General features: G+C 64.2%; 14 protein-coding genes. 10 read left to right on the top strand and 4 right to left on the bottom strand.

The annotated features are described in order from the left end of the window. Nucleotides 1-93 precede the first annotated feature (93 nt). The gene (locus tag AIOL_RS02520; RefSeq protein WP_049641443.1) at nucleotides 94-1296 is read left to right on the top strand and encodes a Bcr/CflA family efflux MFS transporter; all 1203 of its coding nucleotides are present in this window, start codon (nucleotides 94-96) and stop codon (nucleotides 1294-1296) included. A gap of 43 nt (nucleotides 1297-1339) precedes the next feature. On the opposite strand, the gene AIOL_RS02515 is transcribed toward AIOL_RS02520, so the two are convergent. Then, nucleotides 1340-2818, bottom strand: coding sequence for an NAD-dependent succinate-semialdehyde dehydrogenase (locus AIOL_RS02515; RefSeq protein ID WP_049641442.1), 1479 nt, complete (start codon nucleotides 2816-2818; stop codon nucleotides 1340-1342). A 56-nt stretch (nucleotides 2819-2874) separates the two neighbouring features. Between AIOL_RS02515 and AIOL_RS02510 the strand changes: the two genes are divergently transcribed. Continuing rightward, the gene (locus AIOL_RS02510; protein ID WP_049641441.1) at nucleotides 2875-3669 is read left to right on the top strand and encodes an alpha/beta hydrolase; all 795 of its coding nucleotides are present in this window, start codon (nucleotides 2875-2877) and stop codon (nucleotides 3667-3669) included. Between the two features lie 217 nt (nucleotides 3670-3886). Here the strand turns inward: AIOL_RS02510 and AIOL_RS02505 are convergent, their stop codons facing one another. Together AIOL_RS02505 and AIOL_RS02500 are read right to left on the bottom strand one after the other, a co-directional pair. Further along, nucleotides 3887-4876 carry a P1 family peptidase gene (locus tag AIOL_RS02505; protein WP_049641440.1) on the bottom strand — a complete coding sequence of 330 codons (990 nt, stop codon included), beginning with the start codon at nucleotides 4874-4876 and terminating at the stop codon, nucleotides 3887-3889. Then, on the bottom strand, nucleotides 4876-5616 hold the full coding sequence (locus AIOL_RS02500) for a glucose 1-dehydrogenase (protein ID WP_049641439.1): 741 nt from the start codon (nucleotides 5614-5616) through the stop codon (nucleotides 4876-4878). Before AIOL_RS02500 ends, AIOL_RS02505 begins: the two co-directional genes overlap by 1 nt. 97 nt (nucleotides 5617-5713) lie before the next feature. On the opposite strand from AIOL_RS02500, the gene AIOL_RS24810 reads away from it, so the two are divergent. Then, the gene (locus AIOL_RS24810; protein ID WP_152912320.1) at nucleotides 5714-7231 is read left to right on the top strand and encodes a pentapeptide repeat-containing protein; all 1518 of its coding nucleotides are present in this window, start codon (nucleotides 5714-5716) and stop codon (nucleotides 7229-7231) included. Between the two features lie 127 nt (nucleotides 7232-7358). On the opposite strand, the gene AIOL_RS02485 is transcribed toward AIOL_RS24810, so the two are convergent. Further along, the gene (locus AIOL_RS02485; RefSeq protein ID WP_049641436.1) at nucleotides 7359-8144 is read right to left on the bottom strand and encodes a hypothetical protein; all 786 of its coding nucleotides are present in this window, start codon (nucleotides 8142-8144) and stop codon (nucleotides 7359-7361) included. Nucleotides 8145-8295: 151 nt separating this feature from the next. On the opposite strand from AIOL_RS02485, the gene AIOL_RS02480 reads away from it, so the two are divergent. The 7 genes from AIOL_RS02480 to AIOL_RS24805 all read left to right on the top strand — a co-directional run bounded on the left by AIOL_RS02480 (nucleotide 8296) and on the right by AIOL_RS24805 (nucleotide 13879). Next, nucleotides 8296-8733 (top strand): hypothetical protein, encoded by a 438-nt coding sequence (locus AIOL_RS02480; protein WP_152912319.1) that lies wholly within the window; start codon nucleotides 8296-8298, stop codon nucleotides 8731-8733. Nucleotides 8734-8824: 91 nt separating this feature from the next. Further along, nucleotides 8825-9901 (top strand): hypothetical protein, encoded by a 1077-nt coding sequence (locus AIOL_RS02475; protein WP_049641434.1) that lies wholly within the window; start codon nucleotides 8825-8827, stop codon nucleotides 9899-9901. After that, on the top strand, nucleotides 9902-10153 hold the full coding sequence (locus AIOL_RS02470; protein ID WP_049641433.1) for a hypothetical protein: 252 nt from the start codon (nucleotides 9902-9904) through the stop codon (nucleotides 10151-10153). Beyond that, nucleotides 10150-10356 carry a hypothetical protein gene (locus AIOL_RS02465; RefSeq protein ID WP_049641432.1) on the top strand — a complete coding sequence of 69 codons (207 nt, stop codon included), beginning with the start codon at nucleotides 10150-10152 and terminating at the stop codon, nucleotides 10354-10356. The genes AIOL_RS02470 and AIOL_RS02465 overlap by 4 nt, the downstream gene beginning before the upstream one ends. After that, nucleotides 10349-11476, top strand: coding sequence for a hypothetical protein (locus AIOL_RS02460; RefSeq protein WP_049641431.1), 1128 nt, complete (start codon nucleotides 10349-10351; stop codon nucleotides 11474-11476). Before AIOL_RS02465 ends, AIOL_RS02460 begins: the two co-directional genes overlap by 8 nt. Nucleotides 11477-11594: 118 nt before the next feature. Beyond that, complete coding sequence (locus AIOL_RS02455) at nucleotides 11595-13532, top strand: AAA family ATPase (RefSeq protein ID WP_049641430.1); 1938 nt, start codon at nucleotides 11595-11597, stop codon at nucleotides 13530-13532. Beyond that, entirely contained in the window at nucleotides 13529-13879 is a 351-nt protein-coding gene (locus tag AIOL_RS24805) for a hypothetical protein (RefSeq protein WP_152912318.1), read from the top strand. Before AIOL_RS02455 ends, AIOL_RS24805 begins: the two co-directional genes overlap by 4 nt. The last annotated feature ends 22 nt before the right edge of the window (nucleotides 13880-13901 follow it).

Below are 13901 nucleotides of genomic sequence, written 5' to 3'. Positions count from 1 at the left end.
CCGGCGGGAGCGCTCTCGCCGGGCCTTTCTTTTGCGCTTGCGGTTGGCTGTTGATCGCGTGCAAGGTGACGGGCCGTATCTGGGACCGCCCTCATGTTCTCCGCCGCATCTTCTCCGCCACGCCTCTCCACGCTGATTCTGCTGACGGCGTTGTCGGTGCTGTCGTTGAACATGTTCCTGCCATCGCTGGCCAATATCGCGGCGGAGTTCGAGGTCAGCTACGCGCTGGCGAGCCTATCGGTTTCAGGGTTTTTGGCGATCAACGCGGTCCTGCAGCTCGCCCTTGGGCCAATGTCGGATCGCCTTGGGCGCCGCCCGGTGATCCTATCGGCAGTCGGGCTGTTCGTGGTGGCATCGCTGGTTGCCGCCGTGGCGCCGAGCATCTGGGTGTTCCTGGCCGCGCGGGTGGTCCAAGCGGGCATTATCGCAGGCTCTGTCGTGGCTTCGGCAGTCGTCACGGACCTCTATAAGCGCGACGAGGCCGCCCGCCGGATGTCGCTGATCGCGATGGCCATGGCTGTGGCGCCGATGCTGGCGCCGATGCTGGGCGGCGCGTTGGACGAGCTTTACGGATGGCGGTCAGGGTTCTGGCTTTACACCGCGATGGGCGCGGGCATGCTCTGGCTGGTCTGGGCCGACCTAGGAGAGACCGCGCCGATGACCGGAGCCGGCAGTGACCCGCTGAAGGGCCTGCCAGAGCTTGTCCGTTCTCGGCGCCTATGGGCGTATTCAACCGTCATGGCCGCGGGCATCGGGGCCTTCTTTCTATTCATCTCGGCAGCGCCTTTGGTTGGGCAGAAGGTCTTTGGCCTGTCCACCTCAATGATCGGATTTGCGATCGGGATAATCACCGCGGGTTTCTTCGTGGGCACCTTCCTGTCGGGGCGATACGCTGCGCGGATCGGCGTGGTGCGGTTCGTCGTTTGGGGGCGGTGGGCCACGGTGCTTGGCTTGGCGGCGTCCTTGGTGCTTTTCCTGTCGGGCTGGGCGCATCCGGCGGTGTTCTTTGCGGGCGCAGTGGCAGCGGGCTTCGGCAACGGGCTGTCGATCCCGAATGCGCGGGCGGCGGCGCTGGCGGTGAAGCCAGAGCTTGCGGGCAGCGCGTCGGGCCTCTCGGGGGCCTTCGCCACGGGCGCCGGCGCAGTGCTGACCGCGTTGCCGGGGCTTGTGCTGACAGAAAGCAACGCGGCGTGGTTGACACTGGCGCTGATGCTGGGCCTGGGGCTGATAGCGCTTGGCGCGGCAATCTACGCGCAGCTCATCGACGCGCGCATGGCTGAGCAGGGCGCGACTTGATGCGCGCAGGTGGTGAAGCCTCTCAAATTTAACTGGCTGGGCCCTAGACGCTGAGGCAGACGTATTTCATCTCCAGGTAATCCTCGATCCCATGGCTGGAGCCCTCGCGCCCAAGGCCGGACTGCTTGACCCCGCCAAAGGGCGCCACCTCGGTCGAGATTATGCCGGTGTTCACGCCCACAATGCCGTAGTCCAGCGCCTCCTGCACACGCGTGATCGTGCCGATGTCGCGGGCGTAGAAGTAGCAGGCCAGCCCGAAGATCGTGTCATTCGCCTGGGCGATGACCTGTTCCTCGGTCTCGAACTTGAAGAGCGGCGCCAGGGGGCCAAAGGTCTCTTCTTGCGCCACGGCCATGTCCTGGGTCACGCCGGTCACGATGGTGGGCTCAAAGAACGTGCCGCCCAGCGCGTGCGGCTTGCCGCCCAGCGCCACGGAGGCGCCCTTGGCCACCGCGTCATCGACATGCTCCTGCACCTTGGCCACCGCGGCCGCGTCGATCAGGGGCCCGAAGGCGATGCCGTCGCTCAGCCCGTCGCCCACGGGCATGGCCGAGACCCGCTCCTGCAGCTTCGCGGCGAAGGCGTCATAGACGCCCGCCTGCACATAGATGCGGTTCGCGCAGACGCAGGTCTGCCCGTTATTGCGGTATTTCGAGGCGATAGCGCCCTCAACCGCGGCGTCCAGATCCGCATCGTCAAACACGATGAAGGGCGCGTTGCCGCCCAGCTCCATCGAGCACTTCATCACCTGGTCGGCGGCCTGGCGCAGCAGGATGCGGCCCACCTCGGTGGAGCCCGTGAAGGACAGCTTGCGCACGGCGGGGTTCTCGCAGAACTCCTTGCCGATGCCGGAGCTGTCCGAGGAGGGGATGATCGACAGGATGCCCTTGGGGATGCCCGCGCGGTCCGCCAACACGCCCAGCGCCAGCGCTGAAAGCGGCGTCAGCGTGGGCGGGCGGATGATCATCGGGCAGCCCGCGGCCAGCGCCGGGCCGACCTTGCGGGTGATCATCGCGTTGGGGAAGTTCCAGGGCGTGATCGCCGCCGTCACGCCGATGGGCTGCTTGAGTACGGTGATGCGCTTGTCCGGCTGGTGCCCGGGGATGGTCTCGCCATAGACCCGCTTGGCCTCCTCGGCGAACCACTCGATGAAGGAGGCGCCATAAAGGATCTCTCCCTTGGCCTCGGCGAGCGGCTTGCCCTGTTCGGCGGTGAGGATCGTGCCAAGGTCATCGGCATTCGCGACCATCAGCTCGAACCAGCGGCGCAGGGTCGCTGCGCGATCCTTGGCAGTCAGCGCCGCCCATGCCGGCATCGCGGCCTCGGCCTTGGCGATAGCATCCGCCGTCTCGGCGCGGGAGAGATCCGCCACCTGGGCGATCACGTCGCCGCGCGCCGGGTTGGTGACCGCAAAGGTCTTGCCACCCGCGGCATCGACCCACGCGCCCGCAACATAGGCCTGGGTCACCAGCAGGCTGGGGTCTTTCAGCAGCCCGGCGAGATCAGTGGTTGTGTCGAGCATGGCATCCTCCCTATGGTCAAAACCGCTATAGGGCGCGACGCAAGAGGGGGCAAGCTATGGACCTAACGGACGCTTACGAGAACGGGGCCCATATTCCGGGCGCCGCGGACTACCCGCCGCGCTGGGCCTCCGCGGCCTCCGCGTTCCGGTCCGCGCTCGGCGCGCGCGCCGAATGTGACATCGACTATGGCTCTGGCGCGCGGCAGGTGCTGGACGTGTTCCGGCCCGAAGGCGCCTGCAAGGGGCTCGTGGTGTTCATCCACGGGGGCTATTGGCGCAAGTTCGATAAGTCCTTTTGGTCGCATCTGGCGGCGGGGCCGTTGGCGCGCGGCTGGGCCGTGGCGGTGCCGAGCTATACGCTCGCGCCTGAGGCGCGGATCTCCGAGATAACACGCGAGATCGTTTTCGCCGTCACACGGGCCGCGGATCTGGTCGAGGGGCCCTTGGTGATCACCGGGCACTCCGCCGGCGGGCATCTATCGGCGCGCATGGCCTGCGAGGGCGTGTTACCGGAGGGTGTTGCGGCGCGGCTGCGCCGCGTTGTGCCCATCTCGCCGCTCAGCGATCTGGCGCCGCTGATGCAAACCGAGATGAACGTGGACCTAAAGATCGACGCGGCAGAGGCCAAGGCGGAAAGCCCGGCCTTCTTGGGGCGGCGTTTGGGAGTGGATTGCACGGTCTGGGTCGGCGCCGAGGAGCGCCCTGCGTTCCTGGACCAGGCGCGCTGGCTCGCGGAGGCCTGGGGCTGCGCGCATCGCATCGCGCCGGGCAGGCACCATTTCGACGTGATCGAGGAGATGGAGGAGGTGGAAAGCCCCCTCATCGAGGCTCTCATCGGCGGCGTGACCTAAAGGAGTTCGCTGCGCTCACGCATGTTTACCCCACGTGCTCAGGCCAAGGCCTTGCGCGCGCGGGCGGGCAAGCCGCCATGCGACGCCCCGGCATTCCTGTTGCGATTGGGCTTAGGCTGGGGATTCCGTATTTTTGGCCAAGAAGAAGCGGGATGGTTCACTTTTTCTTCACCGATTCGGGTGGATAATCGAACCGGGTGGGCGGGCGTTTTTAAGATCAATTCGCGTGACGAGCGCACCAGGTCGGCAGCGGTGCCCCGCCGTCGTCTGTTGCCAAGTATACCCCGCGGGCAATGGCGCGGGCCAGGGCTGTGGACGCCGCATGTCCAAGGGTCAGCAGATCGGTTAACGGGTCAGCGAGCGGTTTCGTTCCAGTCGCCGCAGCAAACACCAGGTCGCCATCGAAGGGCGTGTGGCTTGGCACCAGCGCCCGCGCCATGCCGTCATGCGCCGCAATCGCCATTCGGGTTGCCTGCGCCTGGGTCAGGGCGGCATCCGTGGCCACGATGGCAATCGTGGTCGCCTCGCGATGCGCGGCCAGTTTCGTTGGATGCTCGGTTGGATAACTCGGCGCCGGGCCCAGCCCGCTGAACTCGTCGCCGACCTCGAACGGCGCCGCCCAGAAATGCGGGCCCTCGCCGACCGTGGCGCTGCCCAGCGCGTTGACCGCAACCAGCGCGCCGACGGTATGGCCCGAGGGCAGGACCTCGCTCGCGGAACCGAGCCCGCCCATGAGCCCCGCCGTGGTGGCGCCGGTCCCGGCGCCCGCCGTACCAAGCGCGAAGTCGTCAGACGCCGCCCCCAACGCCGCGGCGCCGAGCGCGGCATAGGGGTTCTCGTCCCAACCCTTGTCGCCGCCGTTCAGCAAATCGAACAGGATCGCCGCGGGCACGATCGGCACCTTCTGCCCGCCTACGTCGAACCCGCGCCCCTGCGCGCGCAACGCATCCGCCACGCCCGAGGCCGCCGAGAGCCCGAAAGCCGAGCCGCCCGACAGCACCAAGGCGTCCGCCTCTTGCACCAGCCGGTCCGGCGCCAGGGCGTCGGTCTCGCGCGTCCCAGGCGCGCCGCCCATCACATGCACCCCCGCCACGAAGGGCCGCGCGGCTGTCAGCACACTCACCCCGCTCCGCAGCGCCATGTCCTGCGCGTTGCCCACCAAAATCCCCGGCACGTCCGTAATCAGGTTGCGCGGCCCGGCTGGCATCAGATGCACCGCCCGCCATCGACTTCCATTGCGACCCCGGTGATCATGCTGGCCTCGTCCGAGCACAAAAAGCACGCCGCGTTGCCCATGTCCTCAGGCGTCGAGAACCGCCCCATCGGGATCGTGGACAGGAACTTGGCGCGCACCTCCGGCGTGTCCTCGCCCATGAAGCTTTTCAGCAGGGGCGTCTCCCCCGCCACCGGGCAGAGCGCGTTCACCCGCACCCCAAATGGCGCCAGCTCCACCGCCATGGCCTTGGTCGCGGTGATCATCCAGCCCTTGGAGGCGTTGTACCAGTTCAGGTTGGGCCGCGGCGACAGCCCCGCGGTGGAGGCCACGTTCAGGATCGCCCCCGTCCCCGCCGCCTTCATCGACGGCACGAGGTACTTGGCGAAGAGATAGACCGACTTGGTGTTGACCGCCATGACGCGGTCGAACTCCGCCTCGGGCACCTCCTCCATCGGCATGGGCAGATGCGTGATCCCGGCGTTGTTGACCAGGATGTCGACGGTGCCATGGAGGCCCGCCATCTCCTTGGAGAACTCCTTGACCGAGGCCGCGCTGGCCACGTCCACCTGCGCGGCGTGGCAGCCATGGGCCTGCGCCACCGCCTCGGCCGCCTCCAGGTTGACATCCGCCGCGATCACCCGCGCGCCCTCGGCGGCGAATTTCGCCACGATCCCCGCGCCAAAGCCCGAGCCGCCGCCCGTGACCACAGCCACCTTGCCCTCTAACCGCATTGTTCCTCCTCCAAGCCCTGCCGCTTCGCGGCTTGAGGGCACTCCCTATTCGCGGCTAGCTTAGGGGCAGAGATGGATTGGGTTAAAGAGCGTTTTGATGACCGAGCTGCGCGACCCCTCAAAGCCGCCCGGATGGGTGGAGCTGGACGAGGACAGGAATCCGAAGTTCACCGATGACGACGGGATGGTGATCCGCAATGACGGCAAGCTGCTGACGCCCGCCGCGCGGAACCCCTGGTATGTGCTGATGACGATCGCGGGGGCGCCGAGCGACCCAAATGACCATGAAACCATCTCAAAGAACCGAAGGTTTTGGAATGCGTGGGCTTGTTCCGAACTCAAGAGCCAAGATCGTTTGGAAATTGCCGCGAAACTTGGTTGCGCACTTGATGAGATATCGCTCTGGAGCAGCGAAGAAAAAGAGCGGGTGGTGTTGGAACTGGGGCAGCGCTTGCCAGGCACCGAGATTCCGTGCCCTTCCAATGCAATTGATCTCAGGGGTTTGTTTTTTTCTGGTCGGATGTTCTCCCGCGGCTTTGTCTTTCCAAGTGCTGTACTATTTAAGGGTTCATGTTTCCAAGATTTCACAACATTTCAAGGATCCCAATTTCGAGACATCGCAGGTTTCGAGGGAGTGGAATTTGTGGCTAATGTCGACTTTAGGTATGTTGAGTTTGTTCAATCAGCCTACTTTCGCGGAACATCTTTTAATGAGACAGGATCGTTTCAAGGAGTTGCCTTCCAATGGAATGCGGATTTCCGAGGTGCGTCATTCACATCGAGTGGTGAGTTCTTTGGTGTAGTATTCAACCACGAAGCCTACTTTCAGAATACGAATTTTCGTTTGCTTGCGAATTTTGATGGGGCCGAATTCAAAGGGGGAGGTAATTTTTCAAACTCGCAATTTGGAGCGGACGCGGTTTTTACGGGTTCCGTGTTCGCCGGATCGCCTTGGTTTGAAGGGTGTGAATTCAATGGCGGGGTGTGGTTCAAGAAGGGGTCCTTTATGGATTTGACTTCTTTTGAGAATGCACGATTTACTAAAATGGTACCGGAGTTCTTCGAGCGGGAATTCTACCACGGCACGGTATTTTCTCTTCAGCAAGAAAATTGGCCTTCGGAGAAAGCTACAAACGCTGAAGTTTTCAAGCTCCTGTATTCCCGCCTCGCCCAGGTCATGTCGGATCTGCACAAGCCCGATGATGAGCAGTTCTTTCGCCGGCAAGAGATGCGATGCAAGCAGGTGCTGGAGGAGCCTTTGCCGAAGCTGCTTTTGCGGCTTTATGGGTTTGTCAGCGATTACGGCTATTCCGTCACCCGGCCCCTGGCGCTGCTCAGCGTGGTCTTTGTGCTGGGATTCCTGGCGTTGGCGGTGGGCAATTGCCCCGCGCCCGGCATCGACCAGAGCATGCAAGAATGCGGCTGGGGCGCGATGGGGCTGTCCTTTGGTAATACCTTCGCGTTCTTCGGCTTCGGGCGGCTCTATTTCCCGTCGGGGTTTTTCGAGGGCCTGCCTGCCTGGCTCAAGGTCCTGGGCGCTGGGCAGACTGTGCTGGGCGTGGTGCTGTTGTTCTTCCTGGGGCTTGGGCTGCGCAATCGGTTCCGGTTGCGGTAGCGCGCGGGGGTGATGGGTTGGAAACCCATCCTACGCTTTGATTGATCGGTTTCGTTGGTTTGCGGGGGAGATGGGTTGAAAACCCATCCTACGCCTTTGGCCAAGGGGTCCCGGACAGCGGCGCGCGCTATTGCGTCATCATCCACAGCACCGCCAGGTCGCCGGTGGAGCCCTGGATGCCCTGCGCCGAGGCGGCAAAGAGCTTGCGGAAGGTGCAGACATAGCGCTGCGTGCCGCGCGGGCCGTCCCGCCAGGCCTTGTAGAGCGCCTTGGCGTTCTTCTGCTTGCCGATCAGCGTGTCGACGGTCGGGAACACGGCCTCCTCCACCCGTCGCACCTCCGCCGCCGAGAGGCTGCGCGGCGTGGCCCCGCGCGCCAGCCCCAGCCGCGTGGCCTTGCGCAGCACCCGGTGGTATTCGGCGATCTGCGCGGCCGAGAGCTGCACCATGAACTTGTCGAACAGCTCTGCGGCGCGCTCTGGCGGCAGCCTGCCCGTCAGAAGCCGCGTGCACTCGCGGCTGGGCAGCGCGTTGATATAGGCGAAATCGGTGGTGAAGAGCCGCCGCCGCTCGGCGCCCGAGAGCCGCGTCAGCCCGGTGTTGTAGGCCACGTTGAGCGCCTGGTCGAGCCGCGCGAAGAAGGCCCGGTTGGGGCGGTTGCCGCTGGCGCGCAGCCCCTCGTCGATCTTGCGGGCGATGCCCGTCATGATGGCGCGGTCGGCGTAGAGCAGGCGCGTGTGGTCGACCATGACCTCGAACTTCTTGCCGGTATAGCCGCGCTCGCGCAGCCCTTGGCGAAAGCCCGGGTCCAGGTGGATCGAGCGCAGCGTCTGGGTGAAATCGGGGGTGGACTGCGCCTGCGCCAGCGTGGTCGCAGCGCAGAGAAGCGCGACAAAAGCAATGATACGGAACATTGTGACGTCTCCCGGCGGCCTGGTGCTCAGCATAGCGCGGCACGGGACCTGGGCAATCGGATTCGGTTGTGCTGGCCGGGTTTTGCTCGCGCGTGCTATGAAAACGCGCGGGATGTGCCTAGGCTTGCGGCATATGAGTAAGGAGGCCAGCGTGAGGCGACAGGTTAGAGGAGGCCGCGGGGCGGCGGCGTTATGCGCCGCGATCCTTTTGGGTCAGCCCGCCTCGGCGGGCAGCTGTGCGGCGCTGCGCGATTTCATCGCCGGGCCTGCGATCGCGGTCCTTTCGGGCGCCACCTGCCGCGATGCGCTGACCGAGACCGGCGCGGGGGGCTTCTGCCAATGGGGCTATGCCTACCGCTCCGAGGCCGCGCGCGCGGGCTTCGCCCGCCAGGTTGCCAAGCTTACCGAGTGCTTCCCCGATGCCGCCCCGCAGCCCAGCCCGCACCGCGTCAACCACCCCGACACCCATGACGTGCGCCTCTTTGACCTAGGCGACACGCGCATAACCATATCGCTCAAGGATAAGGCGCGGCTTGGAAAGAGCTTTGTTTTCATGCAGGTAGCGCCGGCGTGGCTAAAGGCGCACTAAGCCCGACGCGCCGGTTTCGGGGTGACGTGGGGCTGCAAAACCGTTAACCAGTACCCATATAATGGTCACGCGATACTCAACGAGGAGACAGATGAGCGATTTTGACGCCCAGGTGCGCGAGAGCCAGGCACAAGTGGCCAAGGCGCAGGCAAAGATTTCAGAACTCACCGGCCGAATTGATGCGGCCAAGGAAAAATTCGATGTGGGCGAGGACATCGCCATCGATATCGAGAACGCCTCGCTGGAGGACGTGCACGCCCATACCGATCTGATGAACGCCAACATCGCCGAGCTGATCATGGGGCTCGACGACGTGACCGCCGCCTTCTCGAAGGATTTCGACGAGATGCGCACCAAGACGGGCTGGGAAAGCTTCGTCGGCATCTTCTCGGCGGGCAAGTCCGAGAGCTTGCGCCAGGAGCGCATGCGCACCGCCAATATCGACGACAAGCTGCAGGACCTGATCGGCAAGTCCGACACCATCGTGGCGCTCTTGGAGGGCCAGCTGCGCATGCTCGAAGAGCAGAAGGTGAAGGTCGAGGCCAACCTTACCGAGACCCTGGACGAGCGCGAATTCGTGGTCCAGGACCTGGAAAAACTGCGTGCTGACATCCTGGCGATGGACCCCAAGATCATCGCGCTAGAGAACAAGATCGGGGTGGAGCAGGACGCCGCCGCCCGCACCAAGCTGGAAACCGAGCTGGCGGACCTCAACAAGCAATACAACGAGATGGTGCAGCAAGAGCAGGTCAAGCTGGCGAACTCGCAAACGCTGGAGCGCTACATCGAGAAGGGCAAAACCTGGGTCGACAGCCTACAGAACCAGGCGGCCACCCAGATGGTGCTGATCAACAAGCTGCAGACGGACACCAAGCAGCGCGTGGTGCTCTATGACGCGCTCAGCAAGTCGCTGAAGACCGCGCAGCAGCAGGACGTGGCGCACCGGATCAACGAGATCGGGGTGCAGACCGACAAAGAGGCGCAGGCCGCCATGGCTGCCATCGGCACGGCCACGAACCAGCGCATGGCCGAGATGATGGAGGCCCACGAGGACCACATGGTCTTTGCCCGCACCGTGCTGGAGCAGAAGGCCAAGGCGGATGAGCGCTTCGCACGGCGGTTCCAGGCGATCGTCGAGAAGCACGACAAGAACCTGTATGGGGCGTAGATGCCCCTAGCCATTTTTGTCACAGCGCTGTTGATCCTTTTCGGCGTCTACTCTGCCGCTCCGTTGTTTGGAGTGGACGAGCTGTTTCCCGACCTCTTCCGCCCCTATGGGCCGCTGTCTTGGGCGATGGTGGGGCTGATGGTGCTGGGTGCCGCATGGTGGGGCGTAGAGAAGGTGCAGCGAAGCGGTTTGAAGCGAGACCCAACAAAACGCGATGCGATGCGAGCCCAGCTTAAGGACCCCAAAGAATGAACTGGCTGCGCGCGCGGATGCATCTCTTTCCGCTGGTCATTCTGCCAGCGGCGCTGCTCTGGTTGGGTGCCGACTGGGCGCTGGGCGATTCCACGGGCCAAGAGACCCTCGTGACGGCGATCCTGGGCGGCGCGGGACTGGTGCTTTTGGCGCTCAAATGGCGCATGGTGAAGGGGCAGCGGAAGGCGCGGACGGATGACTGAGATCGACATGACCCGCGACCATGCCGAGCTGTCAGACACCTTCGCCGCGCGGCGGTATTTCCGCAAGTTCGAGGCCATTACCGGCCACCTGACCCGCGTCGCCGCGACCATGGAAAGCGAGAAGCGCCTGTCCAAGCTCGAGGCCCGGGTGATTGGATCCTATGTCCAGATGATCTCGGCGACCTTCCGGGCGTTGTCCTTGAAGTACCTGATGACCGGGCGCACGGATCGCTCCTTTGGCGGGCTGGACATCGACCGCGTGGAGAGCGGCTTTCCGGTGTTCCGCGAGGTGCTGACCATGTCCAACGACGCCCAGCAGGTGGACGGGCACCTGCGCGGGCTCAAGCGGGCGGACCAGCTGAAATCCGACATGATCGCGCAGATCGTGGGCGAGCAGACCATCCCGACCAAGCTGCAATTCGCCATGTCGCAGCGGCTTTACTATGAGGCGTTGCAGGACGGAGATCTGTTCTGGGCGCAGAACCATCCGCAGGCGCAGTGGCTGCGCAATCTCAAGAACGGGCGGCGTACCTACCTGATCTGGTGGGCGGTCTATGACAGCCAGGTGAACCTGCCGACGCTTTATTTGATGGAGCTTGAGGATAGCGGCCGCCACGGCCTGCCCATCGACGACCGGCGCTGGCCCGAGGTGCAGCGGCACCTGATGGCGCAGGCCGTGGGCGGGCTTAAGCTGGTGACGATTGCGAAAGGCTTCGACCAGGACTTCGACGATTTGCACCCCAAGCGGCTGCGGCGGTTCCATGTGGGGCCGATGTATTCCTCGGCCTTCACGCGCCAGCGCGGGCCCCTGCGCGAGGTCTTGGAGGAGGCGCGCGCGCCGGTGGGCCAGGACTGGACCTTGTCGTGGACGGAAGAAGTGCTGGAAAGCGACCGCGTAGAGCAGGAGCGCTCGGGCTGGTTCGGCACCGTGGATCGCGAGATCTTCGCCTTGGATCCCTTCTCGGGCCGCGGCGTGGACACCGGCGCCACACGCACCGAACGCGCGATCATCATGCCCGCGCGGCCCTATCAGGTGTTGGCCGAGAAGACCCCCCCGGGCTTCCGCGACGTGCGCAAATTCGTGGTGTCCGACAGCGGGCAAGTGGTGAGCTATCGGTGAGCGGGGTGTTATCCAAAGGAGCGCCTTCGGCGCGCAGGTTTAGCACTTCGTGCGATGATGGGGGGCCAGCCCCCCAAACCCCCCGCCGTATTTTCAGCCGAAAAGAAGTGGATTTGAGATGAGCATTTCAGGCGATCAGATGGAGCTGCGCGAGGAGGAGATCCGCGCGCATTACGACGCGGCGGTGGCAATGCTGGAGGGGATCGACCACACGCCCCGAATTGCCGCAGCGAGGACGCCCGCTCGGGCGGAAGAGCGGTCCCCCGGCATCGCAACGCGGCGGCGGTTCCGGTCCACCACGCCTGGCCTTGTCGGGCGCTCGACCGCGCGGCCAGAAGGCGTGCGGCTGATCGAACGGATCGAGGCGGCGGATGAGGGTGACGCCTTGGTCTCGCCCGTGCAGGCGACCGTGTTGCAGGCTTTGCGGCGGGCTCTGGCGATATCCCTGGCCGTGGGCGAGGCATTCTCCCAGGCCACCGGGCTGGTGGAGCTGAAGAAAGAGAACCTGGAGGGGCGGCTGCCCTCTGGCAAGTCCTCGGAGTTCGGGGAACTCCTGTCTGCCGAAGCGCTCGCTGTCCTCCACAGCTTCGCCAATGCCACCGCCTATCTGCTGGCCTCTTCGGCCACCGAGCAGACCGTCGAGATCGGCGGCGTCGAGGAGGTACTGACCGACAACGCCCAGCTTGCCCTGCACGGCGCGCTCTGGGAGCTGGACCAGGACCTGGAGAGGTTCGCCAATACCGAGGACAAGCTCGTCGCAGCGGTGTTGGCCTTCACCGAGCTGCTCATGGAAAAGGTCGCCCTGCGCGCGCAGACCGCCCCGCGCACGGGCGCCTTCGCCGACGCCACCTACCGCGTCGAGGCCGACGACTTCACCCTCCAGGGTTTCACGCCCGCGCATAAGGCGCGCGGGTCCACCATCACCATGCAGTTCAAGGCGCCGGGCGAGGTCGTGGGCAACCACATCGCCAAGTATCAGGCGATGAAGCTGGCCAAGATGCTGATGGCCTATGATTTCGAGCGCAAGCTGAACCCCTTCGCCGAGCTCGGCGGCTTCATCTTCACCTTCATGGGCGACGGCGCCCCGGGCACGGGCAAGACCACGCTGATCCAGATGATGGCCGGGCTGGTGCATGGCTATTGCCAGAACGCGGGCTTCCCGTTCCGCTATCAGAACTTCGGCATCGACAATATCGACAGCTATCAGGGCAAGTCGGGCCAGAACGCCAAGGCGTTTATCCAGAACGTGCTGGACCCCGCCGTGATCGGGTTCGGCACGATCGACGACATCGACCAGATCGCGGGCAAGCGCGGCGACCGGCAGTCCAGCGCGGGCCAGCAGGAGGTCACGGCGGTCTTCATGGAGGCCTTCGCCGGCGCCAACACGGTGGTGCGCGGCAACTGCACCTTCGGGATGTTCTCCAACTACCCCGAGAATGTGGACGACGCCTTGCGGCAGCGCGCCGGGGCGCGGTTCCTGGTCGACGGGCCGATCACGCGCGAGGATTACATCGACATCCTGGCGCTCTTGATGGGCAAGAACCACGACATCCCGCTGGGGGACCACGAGCTTTACGCCGCCCAAGAGATCAAGCGCGCGGTGGCCAAGTCCTTTGAGGGGCATGGGCGCCCGCATGAGGCGGGCTTGCTGGAGGTCTGGGACCGGGTGTCCAGCGATCTTGGCGCGCTGGACACCATCGCCAAGGTCGGCACCTATCTGAAGGGCATCCAGGAGGCGGACGCGCGCTTCACCGGCCGTGCGATCAAGAACATCACCGACGCCGTCAAGGTCCGCGCGATGGATTTCGAGCTGCCGGACGAGTGGATGGAGGAACCCGATCTGTTCCTGTTCAAGAGCTACGACGAGAAGCGGGACATGATCGCAGCCCTACGCCAGCCCATCACCATCGACATGGTGATCCAGGAAGTGAACCGCTACGCCGACAGCGAGTTCCGCTATGCCGACAAGTCCGACGAGGTCGCCATTGAGAACATGGTCCGCGACTTTGGCCGGACCGAGGAGGCGAAGCGGCGGTATGTGGAGGGGAAGGGGTGATTGGACTAGCTGTCTTTTTTCTACCTCTCTTAATAAGCATTGTTGCCGCTTATTTTTGCGGTCGCTTCGCACATAGAGCTGGGTCGCATGGCCGGAGCTTCATATTCGTTTTTGCAGTTGTATTGGGTGGGGTGGTCCTGATCGCCGTCGTTCTTTCTGCAGGTGGTCCGCCCTATTCTGGTGGGACGGTAACTGATTTCGCGGCAAGGCAGGAGTTTTTCCTGCTTCAATTGAGCTTAGTTGGTGGGATACCTTTTTTGACGGCAATTTTCGCATTCCGATTTGGTAGAATTAATTTTGAATCCGATCAATCTTGTCAGCACAGTTCAGAAGAGCGCGAGATTTGATGTGGTTCTTTCGGAAATTGCG

The sequence above is a fragment of the Candidatus Rhodobacter oscarellae genome (assembly GCF_001078595.1).
Taxonomy (GTDB): domain Bacteria; phylum Pseudomonadota; class Alphaproteobacteria; order Rhodobacterales; family Rhodobacteraceae; genus Rhodobacter_B; species Rhodobacter_B oscarellae.
The sequence above is the reverse complement of the archived record's forward strand: the minus strand, read 5'-3'. Positions and strand labels throughout refer to the sequence as shown.